Below are 12,356 nucleotides of genomic sequence, written 5' to 3'. Positions count from 1 at the left end.
GCCGCTTGTCGGTATCGGCGGCGAAAGCCGCCGATACCCATTTCAAAAGGACCGCGGCGCAAGCTGCCGATCCCCATTTCGAGAGAGCCGCGGCGCGAGCCGCCGATATCCCATTTCAAAAGGACCGCGGCGCAAGCCGCCGGCATCCCCATTCCAGAGGACATCCGATGGCCGCGACATCGACGTCGCTCACCACTGCCCGCTCGGGCGCGCTGCGTTCCGCTCCGACGCTCTCGATCCGCACCTGCGCGGCGGCGCTCGCGGTCAGCGCCATCGCGATCGTGGCGATGCAGTACGCGATCATCACGCACTCCGACATCGAGGGGCTGCTGCGCCTGAAGGCGGCCCAGAGTGCGATGGCGCCCGAGGAAATCGATGTGCTGGTCGTGCGCCAGGTGCAGCAGCTGCGCTACGCCCCGCTCATGAGCCTGCTGTTCTGGCCGCTGTGCGTGCTGGCCGGAGCGGGGGCCTATGCCGCCGCCCTGCGCGCGATCGGCGGTCCGCGCTTCGTCTTCGCGCAGACGCTGCGTGCCTTCGTGATCGGCATCGCCGCCGCCTACGGCGTCTACGCCGTGGCCGGCACGGTGCTCGCCGTCGCGAGCGGCGAGACCACCGTGCCGAACGGCGCCGACGTGTTTTTCGCGCAGGCCTCGCTGCCCCTGAAGACGATGCTGCAGACCTTCGACCTCGCCAACCTCGGCGCCGCCGTCGTCGCCGGATTTCTGGTCTTCCGCACGATCCCGGCGCGCAGGACGGCCTTCGTCGTGACCATCGTCTGCGTGCTGGGTGTCTACGCCGGCGCCAAGGCGGCGCTGGTGACGATGAGCACGCCGGCGGACCAGCCGGTCGCCTGCGAACTGTGCAAGCTCTCCGCCGAACCACGCGGGCCGGAGGCGGTGAGCCGCCCATGAGCACGCTGCACGCGTTGTGGAACACGCTGCTGCCGGCGATGGCGAGGCCCTCGCGCAGCGCGGCGGTGGCGATGGACGCCTGGCGCGCCGCCGTGCTCGCCTGGCTGCTGATGGTGCTGCTCGCGGCGGTCTTCCACGTCCGCTACTACACGGCGGTCGACTACGAATGGATGCGCACGCTCGTGCTCGGTCAGGCGGCCGCCGTCGGCAGGCTGCCGGCGGGTGCGGACGCCGCTCTGAACCGGTTCCTGACGCCGGCCGTGATGGCGCCGCTGGCGACCGCCGGCATGGCCCTGCAGCAGGCGCTGGTGCTGGCCGCGCTGTGGGGCTACCTGCGCGTGGTCAGCGTGCTCGCCGGCTCGCGCGTCTCGTCCGTGGCCTGCCTCGGCGTGGCCTGCGTCGCGCTGCTGCCGGCCGCGCTCGATTCGGTCTTCGCGCTGGCGGCGAGCTTTCTCGAACCGATGGCGACGACGCCGATCGAGCGGCTCAATCCGCTGTCCGCCGATGCGCTCGTGTTCCGCCTCGGCGAGCAGTCCGCGTGGCAGAAGCCGCTCGCGGCGCTGTCGCCGACCGTGCTGTGGAGCGCACTGATCCTGTTCCACTGGCTGCGCGACCTGGTACGGCTCGGCGCGGTCTGGGCCGCGGCGCTCGCGCTGGCTCCGTTCGCCGCGGTGTTCATCACCTGGGGCGCGCTGGTCGCGCTGTCGAACCCGTTCTAGCGCCGTGTCGAAGCGTCGCATCGGCTGGGTCATCGTGGCTGCGCTGGCGGCCGTCGCGCTGTTTGCCAGCCATCGGCAGCGAGGCTACGGACAGACCGCGGTGCAGACCGCGCCGGTCGCGCGCGGCGTGCTCACCGGCAAGCTGTCGCTGACCGGCACCTTCGACTACGCCAACGTCACCGAAATCCGCTCCGAAGTCGTCGCACCGGTGGCGCGGCTGCAAGTGTCGGCGGGGCAGGCGGTGCGCGCCGGCGATCCGCTGCTGGAGCTGCGCGCGCCGGACCTGGACGCCGAGGTCGACCGGCTCGAAGCCACCGTCGCCCGCGTCGCCGCGGAGCTGACGCGCGCGCAGGTCGCGCTGGAGCTTTCGCGGTCGAGCGAGCAGCGTCTGGTCCGCCTCGGCCGCGCCAGGCTCGTGGCGCTCGATCAGGTCGAGTCGGCACAGCGCAACACCGAAGCCGCCGTCGCCGGCGTGAAGGCGTCGCAGGCCTCGCTGCGCGAGGCGCAGCTCGCCGTGCGCCATGCGCGGGCGATGCAGCAGAAGCTGCACGTCGTCGCGCCGGTGGACGGCACCGTCGTGGACGTGTCGATCCGCGAGGGCGAGGTGGCCATTCCGACCAGCGCGGCCTTGCCGGGCTCGCTGCTGCTGCGGCTCGCCGACACGCACCGGCTGATCGCTCGCGTCGAACTCTCCGAGACCGAACTGGGCAAGCTCGCACCCGGCGACCGTGCGCAGGTCCGCTCCACCGTGCTCGGCGGACCGCCGCTCGCCGGCGAATTCGTCGAGCTGCGCGCCAGGCCCACGAGCGGCGGCGAGCCGAAGTTCCAGGGCGAGATCGCCTTCGCGCCGGATGCGCTGCCGACGCGGATCGTGCACACCTCCTGCGTCGCCGACGTCGATCTGGACGGCGGTGAACCGGGCCTGCTCGTGCCGCTGGAGGCAATCCGCTATCCGGGCCAGAACGTCGGCTCGGAAGGACTGGCCACGCCGTTCGTGCTGCGCGTGACCGAAGGCCGCGTCACCTACGCGCCGGTCGAGACCGGCCTCTCCGACAACCGCAACCAGCGCGTCGAGCGCGGCCTGCAGGAGGGCGACCGCGTCGTGACCGGTCCGGCCGGCGTGCTCGCCGCGCTCGTCGCCGGGCAGGGCGTTGCCGTCGAGGCCGCGCGATGAGCGCCGAAGCGCCGCTCGCTTCGCTGCGCGCCGTGTCCAGGACCTACGCCACCGACGGCGGCATCGTGCACGCGCTGCGCGGCATCGACCTCGACATTCGCCGCGGCGAGCACACCGCGATCGTCGGCGGCTCCGGCTCGGGCAAGACCACGCTGCTGTCGCTGCTCGGTTGCCTGGATCGCCCCGGCAGCGGCACGGTGTCGATCCGCGGCGTGGTCACCTCGCAGCTCGACGACGAGGCGCTGGCGGCGCTGCGCAACGAAGTCATCGGCTTCGTCTTCCAGCAGTTCCACCTGATCCGCTCGGCCACGGTCGTGCAGAACGTGGAGCTGCCGCTGTACTACCGCGGCGTCGCGCGCGTCGAGCGACGGCGCCGCGCCGCCGCCGCGCTGGAGGCGGTCGGCCTCGGCGGGCTCGCGCAGCGCTTTCCGCAGCAACTGTCCGGCGGCCAGCAGCAGCGCGTGGCGATCGCGCGCGCGATCGTCGGCGATCCGCCCCTGCTGCTGGCGGACGAGCCGACCGGCAACCTCGACGCCGAGAACGCGGCGCTGTGCCTGCGCACCTTGATGGACGATGCGGCCGGCGGCCGCACCCTGGTGATCGTCACCCACGACCCCGGCATCGCGCGACGCTGCCGGCGCATCGTCACGCTGCGCGGAGGCGAGTGCGTCGATGACCGCCTCGACTGACTCCCGCCGCGCCGCGGTTTCGTTCGCCGACCAGCTCGCCGACGCGCTGCGCGAAGTGCGCGCCAATGCGCTGGCGAGCCTGCTCAGCGCGACGGCGGTGGCGATCGCCACGCTGGGCGTGCTGCTCGTCGCCTCGATCACGCAGGGACTGGGGCGCTCGTTCGAACGCATCGCGTTCAGCGGCGGGCCGGTGCTGTCGATCGCGCCCGATCCGCACCCGGGTTCGTCGGCGCTGCGCCTGCAGCGTCGCGACTACGTCGCGCTGCGCGCGGCGCTGGCGGACGCGCGCCGCATCAGCCTGATCCGCAGCCTGGGCATGCAGACGATCGTCTCGCCGCGCGGCGCGGCGGCGGTCCAGACGATCGGCGCCGACTACAGCCTGTTCCAGACCGGCCGCTACGAGGTCGTCGCCGGCCGCCCGCTGGTGCCCAGCGACGGGCCGGAACAGCGCCGCGTGATCGTGCTGGACCGCGGCGCCGCGGAGCGTCTGGGCCTCGACGTCGCCGACGTCGGCAGCCGCGTGAAGTTCGGCGGCGCATTCGTGCAGCTGGTCGGCCTGGTCAAGGCCAAAGGCCTCGGCGTCGATGCCGGCGGCGGCGACGGACTGGCGATCGTGCCCGATGCGGTCGCGCCCGACGCGGCCGCCGACCTTCCACTGATGATCGAGGTGGAGATTCCGCCGGGTGCCGAGCTCGACGTCTGGCAGGCGCGCATCGGCGTGCTGCTGCGGCGCGAGCGCAACCTGTCCGGCGCGCAGCCGGCGGGCTTCGTGATCACCTCGTCCGAGCGCGTGCGTGCCGGCATCCGCAGCACGACGGCGCTGATCTCGCTCACCGCCACCTTGCTGATGGGCATTTCGCTGGTGGTCGGCGCGGTCGGCATCGTCAACGTCGCGCTGATCAGCGTGCGTCATCGCTACTTCGAGATCGGCCTGCGCATCGCGGTCGGCGCGACCCATCGTTTGATCATGCGCCAGTTCCTGCTCGAGAACGTCGTCGTCGCCGCGGCGGGAGCGCTCGCCGCGGTGGCCGTCTTCGCGCTGCTCGCCTCGCTCGCCGGCGATGCCCTCGGCGGCCTGCTGGCGCTGGACCTGTCGCCGTTCGCCGTGGCTGCCGCGGTGCTGGCCGCCGTGGTGGTCGGCGTCGTCTCCGGCGTGGCGCCGGCACTGCGCGCGGCCAATCTCGATCCCGCCGCCGCGCTGCGGACCTGACCGATTTTTCAAGGAGGTGCCCCATGCAAGGATGGCCTTCACTCGCCGAGCTCGCCGGCAAGGCGCTGCTGCCGCTGCTGCTGACGCCGGTCATGCTGGTCGTCATGCCGCTGCTGCTGCTCGGCCGCGCCGACGCCTCGCGTCCGCTGCTCATCGGCGTCTGTCCGCAGGACGCGGTGCCGCCGGCGGTGGAGCGCATCGGCGATCGCCCGGTGAAGCTGACCGGCGGTTCGTGCCCGCAGCTGGCGCGCGCGCTGCGCCTGAACGAGGTGCAGGCGCTGGTCGAGATCCGCGCGACCGGCGAAACCGGCGAGCCGGACCGCGTACTGTTCAAGGCTTCGCAGACGCGCGGGCGCGAAGCCGTCGCCGCCGCGCGCCAGGTTTCCTTCCTCATGCGCAATCCGCAGCACAGCCTGTCGGACTGGCCGCACGCGGTCGCAGTCGACAGCGATCTGGAACTCTCGGTCGGCATGCTGCTGATCGTGCTGCCGGCGCTGCTGGTGCAATGGCTGCTGGGCGCCGTCGCGCCGGCGCTGGTGCAGGCCGTGGACGGCAGCGTGCCGGATCGGGCCTCGCGGCTGCGGCTGCACGCGCGCGTCGCCCTGCTCGGCGGTGCGGGCATCGTCGGGTACCTCGCCGGAATCTGGATCGCGACGATGCTCGGCAACTACGTCAACAGCGGCACCGTGCAGATGATCCGCGAACTCGACGCGAGCGTCAGCGCGACGCCCTCGCTGACTTCCGACGTGGAAATCGTTGCCTCGTTCCTCGTCATGAGCGCTTCGTTCCTGGTGGTGATCGCGCCGGCCGTGACCTGGCTCGCCGTGTCGAGCCGTTCGCGCATGAGCTTCTCCGGCATCTACCAGGTGCTCGCGCTGTCGCTGATCATGATCGTGATGGCGACCGGCTACGCGGCCTCGTCGCGCGCGCTGCCGTACTCGGCCTATGTTCCGCTCGCCTCGGCGGCACAGGGGCTGGCCGAACTGGTGCGCGGGCCGCTGCGCTGGGAGTCGCTGGTGGTGCCGCTGCTGGTGAACGCGATCGCCGGCGCGTTCTGCCTGCTCGCCTCGCTGCGCGTGCGCGAGGGGCGGGTGCCCGATGCCGCGGTGGAGACGTGAACGCGGACGAGGACCGTCCGGTACTCGAGCGCGCGGCGGCAATCGCGCTGGACGCGGCGCGCGTGCACGGCGCGGACAAGGCCGCGGTCGCGCTGACGCGCATGCGCACGCTGCGCGTGCAACTGCGCGGCGGCGAACTGGAGAAGATCGAGCACGTCGTGCGTTCGGTGCTGGTCGCCAGCGTCATCAAGGGACGCCGCCACGGTCGCTGCAAGGTCGCCTGCCTGCGCGAGGCGGAGATCGCGCAGGGTCTGCGCAGCGCGTGCGCGACCGCGGATTTCGCCGATCCGGATCCGTGGATCGACCTGCCCGAGCCGGACCTGCACCCGACGCGCTTCGCCGACCTCGACCTCTGGCATCCGTGTGCCGATGATGCCGCGGCCGCGGCGGAGTGGCTCTCGCAGTGCGGTGGCGCGGCGCCGCAGGGCGGGGCGCGCAGCGGGCTGGTTGCCCTGCTGTCGGAATCCCAGCGCAGCACCAGCGCGCTGGCGACCTCGGCGGGATTCTTCGGTTTCGAGGCGGCCACCCTGCACGCCGTCGGCGGCGAATGGATCGCGCGGCAACAGGGCGAGGCGCAGCGTGCGGCCGATCTTCGCCATTTCCGCCGGCCGCCCGGTCCGGCTGCCGTCTCCGATCTCCTCGCCGACCTGCGGCGCACCGCGCAATCGCTGCTCGGCGCGAGATCGATCACGACGCGACGGTGCCGCGTGCTGCTGTCCCCGCGCGTGGGCGCCTGGCTGATGCAGGCGGTGCTGTCGGCCCTGCACGCCTCGTCGCACCTGCGCGGCCTGAGCTTCCTGCGCGACGGCCTGGATCGCCCGCTCTTCGCGCCGGATCTGCGCATCGTCGACGACGCGCACGAACGCGGCGGCCTCGGCTCGACGAATTTCGACAACGAAGGCGTCGCCACCGCGCGCACGCTGGTGGTCGCGGACGGCCGCGTGCGCACCCTGCTGCTCGACGGCTACTCCGCACGGCGCATGGGCCTGCGCTCGACCGGACACGCCGGCGGCGTGCACAACGTGCTGCTCGAGGGCGAAGTGCCGGAAGAGGACCTCGCCGCCTTGCTCGACAGCGGACTGTGGGTCGAGCGCATCCACGGCAGCGCCCCCAATCCCGTCACCGGCGACTTTTCCGTCGCAGCGACCGGCCATTGGGTCGAGGGCGGCCGCGTACGTCACGCCGTCGCCGGCGTCGCCATCGCCGGCAACCTGCGCGAACTGCTGCCGCGGCTGCGCGTAGTCGGCGCCTGTGCGATCCGGCGGCCGAAGATCTCCGTCGGTGCGGTCCTGCTGCCGGAGCTGACGGTCGGAGGTTGCTGATGCCCGTTTCCCTTCGCCCGCAGGGAGAAGGGTTCGTTCGAGGCGACGCCGAGCTTGCGCGGCTATTCCGGAATCAGGATGCCGATGAAGTCGCGGATGTACGCCTCGAACTCGTCGTGGCTCATGCGCGGCTGGCCGATCTGCGCCAGCTGCACGAAGCCGACGTAGGCGGAGTAGGCCAGGCGCGCGCGGTTTGCCGCAGCGATCGCATCGAAGCCGGCCTGATGGAAGGTTTCGGTGACGAACTCGAGCCGGCGCTGCGAGACGCGTTCGATCAGCGGCCGGATCAGCGGCTGGTCGATCGCCTTGATCAGCGCCGCGAACACCGCGTGCGACGGATGCTTGTGGCTGACCTGGCGGATCAGCTCGCGGATGCGCTCGCGCGGATCGGACGCGGCGGCGATCGCCGCCTGCAGTTCGCGTTCGTCCGAACGCTCCCAGCGCTCCAGCGCGGCCTGCAGCAGGGCTTCGCGTGTGGCGAAGTGCCAGTAGAAACTGCCCTTGGTCACGCCGAGCCGGCGCGCCAGCGATTCGACCGCCACGGCGCCGAGGCCGCCTTCGGCCAGGGCGGCCAGGGCGGCTTCCTCCCAGTCGGCGGCGCTGAGACGGGCTTTGGGTTCGAGTTTGGCGAGCGCGGCCATCGCCGTAGTCTGCCCGATGGCCGCCGGGAAATGAATCCGGGGCTTATAAATGAATGTTCATAAAGGGAAAAATAACCATACGTCGGCGTATTGATTTCGCCACAAACGCCATCCATACTGCGTCGTATGGAATGCCTTGCGAAATCGATGCCGGTCCCGACCACGCGCCGCCTGCGCCGGCCGGACGGCATGGAGCTGGCATTGACGGCCTTGCCCGGCACGCGCGGCGGCGTGGTGTTCGCGCACGGTTTCGGCCAGACGCGCCAGGCCTGGGCCGGCAGCGCGCGGCGCATCGCCGAAGCCGGCTTCGAATGCGTCAGCTTCGACGCGCGCGGCCACGGCGACAGCGCCTGGCGCGGCGAGGAACCCTACCACTTCGAACCGATGGTCGAGGATCTCGTCGCGGTCGCGGCGACGGTCGGGCCGAAACCGATCCTGGTCGGCGCTTCGATGGGCGGCCTGCTCGGCATCGCGGCGCAGGGCGGCGCCGGCGCGCCGTTCGGCGCGATGGTGCTGGTCGACGTGACGCCGCGCTGGGAGACGCGCGGCGTCGAGCGCATCCTCGGCTTCATGCGCGCGCATCCGGACGGCTTCGCTTCCCTGCAGGACGCCGCCGAGGCGATCGCGTCCTACCTGCCGCACCGGCGCGAACGCTACCGCACCGATCCGGGCAGGCCCGAACGCCTGCGCTCGCTGCTGGTCGATCGCGGCGACGGACGCCTGCGCTGGCATTGGGATCCGCGCCTGCTCGACGACCTCACGCCGGACATCGAAAGCCACCAGCCGATGCTGCTCGACGCGGTGCGGCGCATCGACGTGCCGCTGCTGCTGGTCAGCGGCGGCGAAAGCGACATCGTCTCGCAGGAGACGATCGCCGAATTCCTCGAACTCGCGCCGCAGGCGCGCCACGTCGCCGTGCCCGGTGCCACGCACATGGTGGCCGGCGACGACAACAACGCATTCACCCGCCACGTACTAGAGTTTCTGCAATCGCTAGCAAGCGAGGAGTCCCGACCATGACCTCGATCCTCCCCCTGTTGGCCGGCGTGCTGGTTTCGCTGGCTGCCGCGTACTTCCGCGCCGGTCTGCGTCCATGGACCCTCGCCACCGCCGTCGCGATCGTCGCCGCCGGTCTGCTGGCCGGTTCGTCGGTGCTGGCGATCGCGCTGCCGCTGCTGGTGTTCGCGGCCGTCGCGGTGCCGCTGAACCTGGTCGACTTCCGCCGCAGGAAGATCACCGCGCCGCTGATGGCGGCGTTCCAGAAGGTGATGCCGCCGATCTCCGACACCGAGCGCACCGCGCTGGAAGCCGGCACGGTCGGTTTCGAGGGCGAGCTGTTCAGCGGCAAGCCGGACTGGGACCAGCTGCTGCGGCAGCCCAAGCCCGAGCTCAGCGTGGAGGAGCAGGCCTTCCTCGACGGTCCGGTGGAAGAACTCTGCGCGATGGTCAACGACTGGCAGATCAGCCACGAGCTGGCCGACCTGACGCCGGAGATCTGGGAATACGTCAAGAAGAAGAAATTCTTCGGCATGATCATCCCCAAGCAGTACGGCGGCCTGGAGTTCTCGGCGCTCGCCCAGTCGGCCGTGCTGCAGAAGCTGATGAGCGTGTCGGGTTCGCTGTCCTCGACGGTCGGCGTGCCCAACTCGCTCGGCCCCGGCGAGCTGCTGCTGCACTACGGCTCGCAGGACCAGCGCGACTACTACCTGCCGCGCCTGGCCGACGGCCGCGAGGTGCCGTGCTTCGCGCTGACCGGCCCCACCGCCGGTTCCGACGCGACCTCGATTCCCGACTACGGCATCGTCTGCAAGGGCGAGTGGCAGGGCGCGCAGGTGCTCGGCGTGCGCCTGACCTTCGACAAGCGCTATATCACCTTGGCGCCGGTGGCGACCTTGATCGGTCTGGCCTTCCGCATGTACGACCCCGAGCATCTGCTCGGCGACGTCGAGGACATCGGCATCACGCTGGCGCTGATCCCGCGCGACACCAAGGGCCTGGAGATCGGCCGCCGCCACTTCCCGCTCAATGCCGCGTTCCAGAACGGCCCGCTGCGCGGCAAGGACGTGTTCGTGCCGCTGTCGCAGCTGATCGGCGGCGCCGACATGGCCGGGCAGGGCTGGCGCATGCTGATCGAATGCCTGTCGGTCGGCCGCGCCATCACGCTGCCGTCGACCGCCTCCGGCGGCGTGCGGATCGGCGCCATCGCGACCGGCGCGTACGCGCGCATCCGCAAGCAGTTCGGCATGTCGATCGGCCGCTTCGAGGGCGTGGAGGAAGCGCTGGCGCGCATCGGCGGCCACACCTACGCGATCACCGCGGTGTCCAAGGCCGCCGCTGCCGCGGTGGTGCGCGGCGAGAAGCCGGCGGTGCCGTCGGCGATCGCCAAGTACCACGCGACCGAGCTCGGCCGCGAAGTCGCCAAGGACATCATGGACGTGCACGGCGGCAAGGGCGTGCAGCTCGGGCCGAACAACTACGCTGGCCGCGCGTGGCAGACCGCGCCGATCGCGATCACGGTCGAGGGCGCCAACATCATGACGCGCAGCCTGATGATCTTCGGCCAGGGCGCGATCCGCTGCCACCCGCACGTGCTGAAGGAAATGCAGGCCGCGCAGATCGCCGACTACGGCACGCGCCTGCGCGCGTTCGATCGCGAACTGTTCGCGCACGTCGGCTTCGCGATCTCCAACGCGGTGCGCAGCCTCGTGCTCGGCCTGACGTTCGCCAAGATCGGCCGCGTGCCCGGCGACGCCTACACGCGCCGCTACTACCGCAAGCTCAACCGCTACGCGGCGAATCTCGCCCTGCTCGCCGACAGCTCGATGCTGCTGCTCGGCGGCAAGCTGAAGTTCAAGGAGAAGCTGTCGGCGCGCCTGGGCGACGTGCTGTCCAACCTGTACATCGCCAGCGCCATGCTCAAGCGCTACGAGGACCAGGGCCGGCCGGTGGCCGACCAGCCGCTGCTGGCCTGGGCCTTCCACGACTGCGCCTACCGCATGCAAAACGCGCTCGACGGCGTGCTGCGCAACTTCCCGATCCGTCCGGCGGCATGGCTGCTGCACGCGCTGGTGTTCCCGTTCGGCCGGCGCGAAGTGCCGCCGTCCGACCGCCTCGGTCATCGCGTCGCGGCGCTGCTGATGACGCCGAACGACGCGCGCGATCGCCTGGCCGAGTGGGTCTACCTGACGCCGAGCGCGAACAACGTGGTCGGCCGCATGAACGCGCTGCTGCCGGAGGTGATCGCGGCCGAACCGGTGGAGCGCAAGTTCCTCAAGGCGGCCAAGGCCGGCGAGCTGCAGGGCCACGACTACGAGGCGCAGCTGGAGGACGCCGAAGCCAAGGGCGTACTGACCGCCGCCGAGCGCGAGCTGCTGGCGCGCGTGCGCAAGGCGACGTTCGAGTTCATCTCGGTCGACGACTTCGATCCGTCGGAGCTGGCGGCCGGCGCGCGTCACGAAGGCAAGCGCCCGTTGCGGTCAGTGGCCTGAGGCAGGTTGCGACGCTTGAGTGAATGAGATTTGCCTCTCCCGCTTGCGGGAGAGGTCGCGCCCAAGGCGCGGGTGAGGGGAGTCGAAGCGCAACGCTCCGATTTCCCTCATCCCCCTCTCCCGCAACAAGCGGGAGAGGGAAAGCCCTGCGCGGTGCGTGAACCCAGCGAGGCCGACCGACATGAGTTCCCAGGCACTGCGTCTGTTCCGCCGCCTCGGTGGTTCGCCGTCCGGGCGCTGGCTGTTCTCCAAGTTGATCTGCCGGCGCGCGCCGTATTTCGCCTCGATCGCGCCGCGCATCGAATTGCTCGAACCCGGCCGCTGCATCGTGCAGATCCGCGACCGCCGCGCGGTGCGCAACCACATCGGCACCGTGCACGCGATCGCGCTGTGCAACATGGCCGAACTCGCCGGCGGGCTCGCCACCGACGCGACCATCCCCGACGCCATGCGCTGGATACCCAAGGGCATGAGCGTGCGCTATCTGGCCAAGGCGCGCGGCACGATGACCGCGACAGCGACGGTGGCATCGATCGCCGACGCCGCCGTCGCGCAGGAGCTGCAGGCGCACGTTGAAGTGCGCGACCTGGGCAACACCGTCGTGTTCGAGGCCGACATCGCGATGTGGGTGTCACTGCGCAAGGTCGCCTGACGCCGTGACGAGCAACGAGATCATCGTGCTGCTCGGCGGCGTGCACAGCCTCGGCTTCGCCGTGTTCCACCTCGCGTTCTGGAAGCTGTTCGACTGGCCGCGCGCGCTGCAGTCGACGAATGCGGCCACGCGCGCCGTCGCGCAGATCCTGAATCTGCGTCTGATCTACGTGTTCCTCGGCGTCGCCGCGGCGTGCTTCACGCTGCCCGGCGATCTGCTCGACACGCGCCTGGGCAACGCGTTCCTTGCCGGCATGTCGCTGTTCTGGGTCGGCCGCACGATCGAGCAGTTCGTGTTCCTGCGCATCGACCATCCGCTGGTGCACGCCTTGACCGTGCTGTTCGTGGCCGGCGCGGTCCTGTTCGCCGCGCCGCTGTTCCTGCAAGGCTGACAGGGCGATTGACGTCCGTCGCCGGCTCGCCGACGATCGCG

The 12,356-nt window shown here is 71.0% G+C and carries 12 protein-coding genes; 11 read left to right on the top strand and 1 reads right to left on the bottom strand.

All coding sequences use genetic code 11. The annotated features are described in order from the left end of the window. The first annotated feature begins 5 nt into the window (after positions 1 to 5). The 7 genes from ACFO6Q_RS17105 to ACFO6Q_RS17075 are packed head-to-tail and all read left to right on the top strand — an operon-like array spanning position 6 to position 7,143. The gene (locus ACFO6Q_RS17105) at positions 6 to 911 is read left to right on the top strand and encodes a hypothetical protein (protein ID WP_380022331.1); all 906 of its coding nucleotides are present in this window, start codon (positions 6 to 8) and stop codon (positions 909 to 911) included. Then, positions 908 to 1,630: a hypothetical protein gene (locus ACFO6Q_RS17100; protein ID WP_380022330.1), complete on the top strand. Its 723-nt coding sequence runs from the start codon at positions 908 to 910 to the stop codon at positions 1,628 to 1,630. The genes ACFO6Q_RS17105 and ACFO6Q_RS17100 overlap by 4 nt, the downstream gene beginning before the upstream one ends. A gap of 4 nt (positions 1,631 to 1,634) precedes the next feature. After that, positions 1,635 to 2,804: an efflux RND transporter periplasmic adaptor subunit gene (locus tag ACFO6Q_RS17095; protein ID WP_380022329.1), complete on the top strand. Its 1,170-nt coding sequence runs from the start codon at positions 1,635 to 1,637 to the stop codon at positions 2,802 to 2,804. After that, positions 2,801 to 3,493, top strand: a complete 693-nt coding sequence (locus ACFO6Q_RS17090; RefSeq protein ID WP_380022328.1) for an ABC transporter ATP-binding protein — start codon at positions 2,801 to 2,803, stop codon at positions 3,491 to 3,493. Before ACFO6Q_RS17095 ends, ACFO6Q_RS17090 begins: the two co-directional genes overlap by 4 nt. Next, positions 3,477 to 4,703: an ABC transporter permease gene (locus ACFO6Q_RS17085; protein ID WP_380022327.1), complete on the top strand. Its 1,227-nt coding sequence runs from the start codon at positions 3,477 to 3,479 to the stop codon at positions 4,701 to 4,703. The genes ACFO6Q_RS17090 and ACFO6Q_RS17085 overlap by 17 nt, the downstream gene beginning before the upstream one ends. A 23-nt stretch (positions 4,704 to 4,726) precedes the next feature. Beyond that, positions 4,727 to 5,821 (top strand): hypothetical protein, encoded by a 1,095-nt coding sequence (locus ACFO6Q_RS17080; protein ID WP_380022326.1) that lies wholly within the window; start codon positions 4,727 to 4,729, stop codon positions 5,819 to 5,821. Beyond that, the gene (locus ACFO6Q_RS17075) at positions 5,818 to 7,143 is read left to right on the top strand and encodes a TldD/PmbA family protein (RefSeq protein WP_380022325.1); all 1,326 of its coding nucleotides are present in this window, start codon (positions 5,818 to 5,820) and stop codon (positions 7,141 to 7,143) included. The genes ACFO6Q_RS17080 and ACFO6Q_RS17075 overlap by 4 nt, the downstream gene beginning before the upstream one ends. Before the next feature lie 62 nt (positions 7,144 to 7,205). Here ACFO6Q_RS17075 and ACFO6Q_RS17070 read toward each other — a convergent pair whose 3' ends face one another. After that, entirely contained in the window at positions 7,206 to 7,784 is a 579-nt protein-coding gene (locus tag ACFO6Q_RS17070) for a TetR/AcrR family transcriptional regulator (RefSeq protein WP_380022324.1), read from the bottom strand. 147 nt (positions 7,785 to 7,931) lie between these two features. Here ACFO6Q_RS17070 and ACFO6Q_RS17065 point away from each other — a divergent pair, with 147 nt between their 5' ends. The 4 genes from ACFO6Q_RS17065 to ACFO6Q_RS17050 all read left to right on the top strand — a co-directional run bounded on the left by ACFO6Q_RS17065 (position 7,932) and on the right by ACFO6Q_RS17050 (position 12,315). Further along, positions 7,932 to 8,804 carry an alpha/beta fold hydrolase gene (locus ACFO6Q_RS17065; RefSeq protein WP_380022323.1) on the top strand — a complete coding sequence of 291 codons (873 nt, stop codon included), beginning with the start codon at positions 7,932 to 7,934 and terminating at the stop codon, positions 8,802 to 8,804. After that, positions 8,801 to 11,272: an acyl-CoA dehydrogenase gene (locus ACFO6Q_RS17060; RefSeq protein ID WP_380022322.1), complete on the top strand. Its 2,472-nt coding sequence runs from the start codon at positions 8,801 to 8,803 to the stop codon at positions 11,270 to 11,272. Before ACFO6Q_RS17065 ends, ACFO6Q_RS17060 begins: the two co-directional genes overlap by 4 nt. Before the next feature lie 181 nt (positions 11,273 to 11,453). Continuing rightward, positions 11,454 to 11,924: a hotdog fold domain-containing protein gene (locus ACFO6Q_RS17055; RefSeq protein ID WP_380022321.1), complete on the top strand. Its 471-nt coding sequence runs from the start codon at positions 11,454 to 11,456 to the stop codon at positions 11,922 to 11,924. 4 nt (positions 11,925 to 11,928) lie between these two features. Further along, positions 11,929 to 12,315, top strand: a complete 387-nt coding sequence (locus tag ACFO6Q_RS17050; RefSeq protein ID WP_380022320.1) for a hypothetical protein — start codon at positions 11,929 to 11,931, stop codon at positions 12,313 to 12,315. Positions 12,316 to 12,356: the final 41 nt, after the last annotated feature.

The organism is Dokdonella ginsengisoli (genome assembly GCF_042652785.1).
Lineage (GTDB): Bacteria > Pseudomonadota > Gammaproteobacteria > Xanthomonadales > Rhodanobacteraceae > Dokdonella_A > Dokdonella_A ginsengisoli.
Note: the sequence above shows the minus strand (reverse complement) of the source record. Positions and strands in the feature narration are given on the sequence as shown.

What these genes read in the sequence shown, in the direction of transcription:
- ACFO6Q_RS17100 (WP_380022330.1), top strand. Translation starts at nt 908, where the DNA reads ATGAGCACGCTGCACGCGTTGTGGAACACGCTGCTGCCGGCGATGGCG.
- ACFO6Q_RS17090 (WP_380022328.1), top strand. Translation starts at nt 2,801, where the DNA reads ATGAGCGCCGAAGCGCCGCTCGCTTCGCTGCGCGCCGTGTCCAGGACC.
- ACFO6Q_RS17085 (WP_380022327.1), top strand. Translation starts at nt 3,477, where the DNA reads ATGACCGCCTCGACTGACTCCCGCCGCGCCGCGGTTTCGTTCGCCGAC.
- ACFO6Q_RS17080 (WP_380022326.1), top strand. Translation starts at nt 4,727, where the DNA reads ATGCAAGGATGGCCTTCACTCGCCGAGCTCGCCGGCAAGGCGCTGCTG.
- ACFO6Q_RS17070 (WP_380022324.1), bottom strand. Translation starts at nt 7,784, where the DNA reads ATGGCCGCGCTCGCCAAACTCGAACCCAAAGCCCGTCTCAGCGCCGCC.
- ACFO6Q_RS17065 (WP_380022323.1), top strand. Translation starts at nt 7,932, where the DNA reads ATGCCGGTCCCGACCACGCGCCGCCTGCGCCGGCCGGACGGCATGGAG.
- ACFO6Q_RS17060 (WP_380022322.1), top strand. Translation starts at nt 8,801, where the DNA reads ATGACCTCGATCCTCCCCCTGTTGGCCGGCGTGCTGGTTTCGCTGGCT.
- ACFO6Q_RS17055 (WP_380022321.1), top strand. Translation starts at nt 11,454, where the DNA reads ATGAGTTCCCAGGCACTGCGTCTGTTCCGCCGCCTCGGTGGTTCGCCG.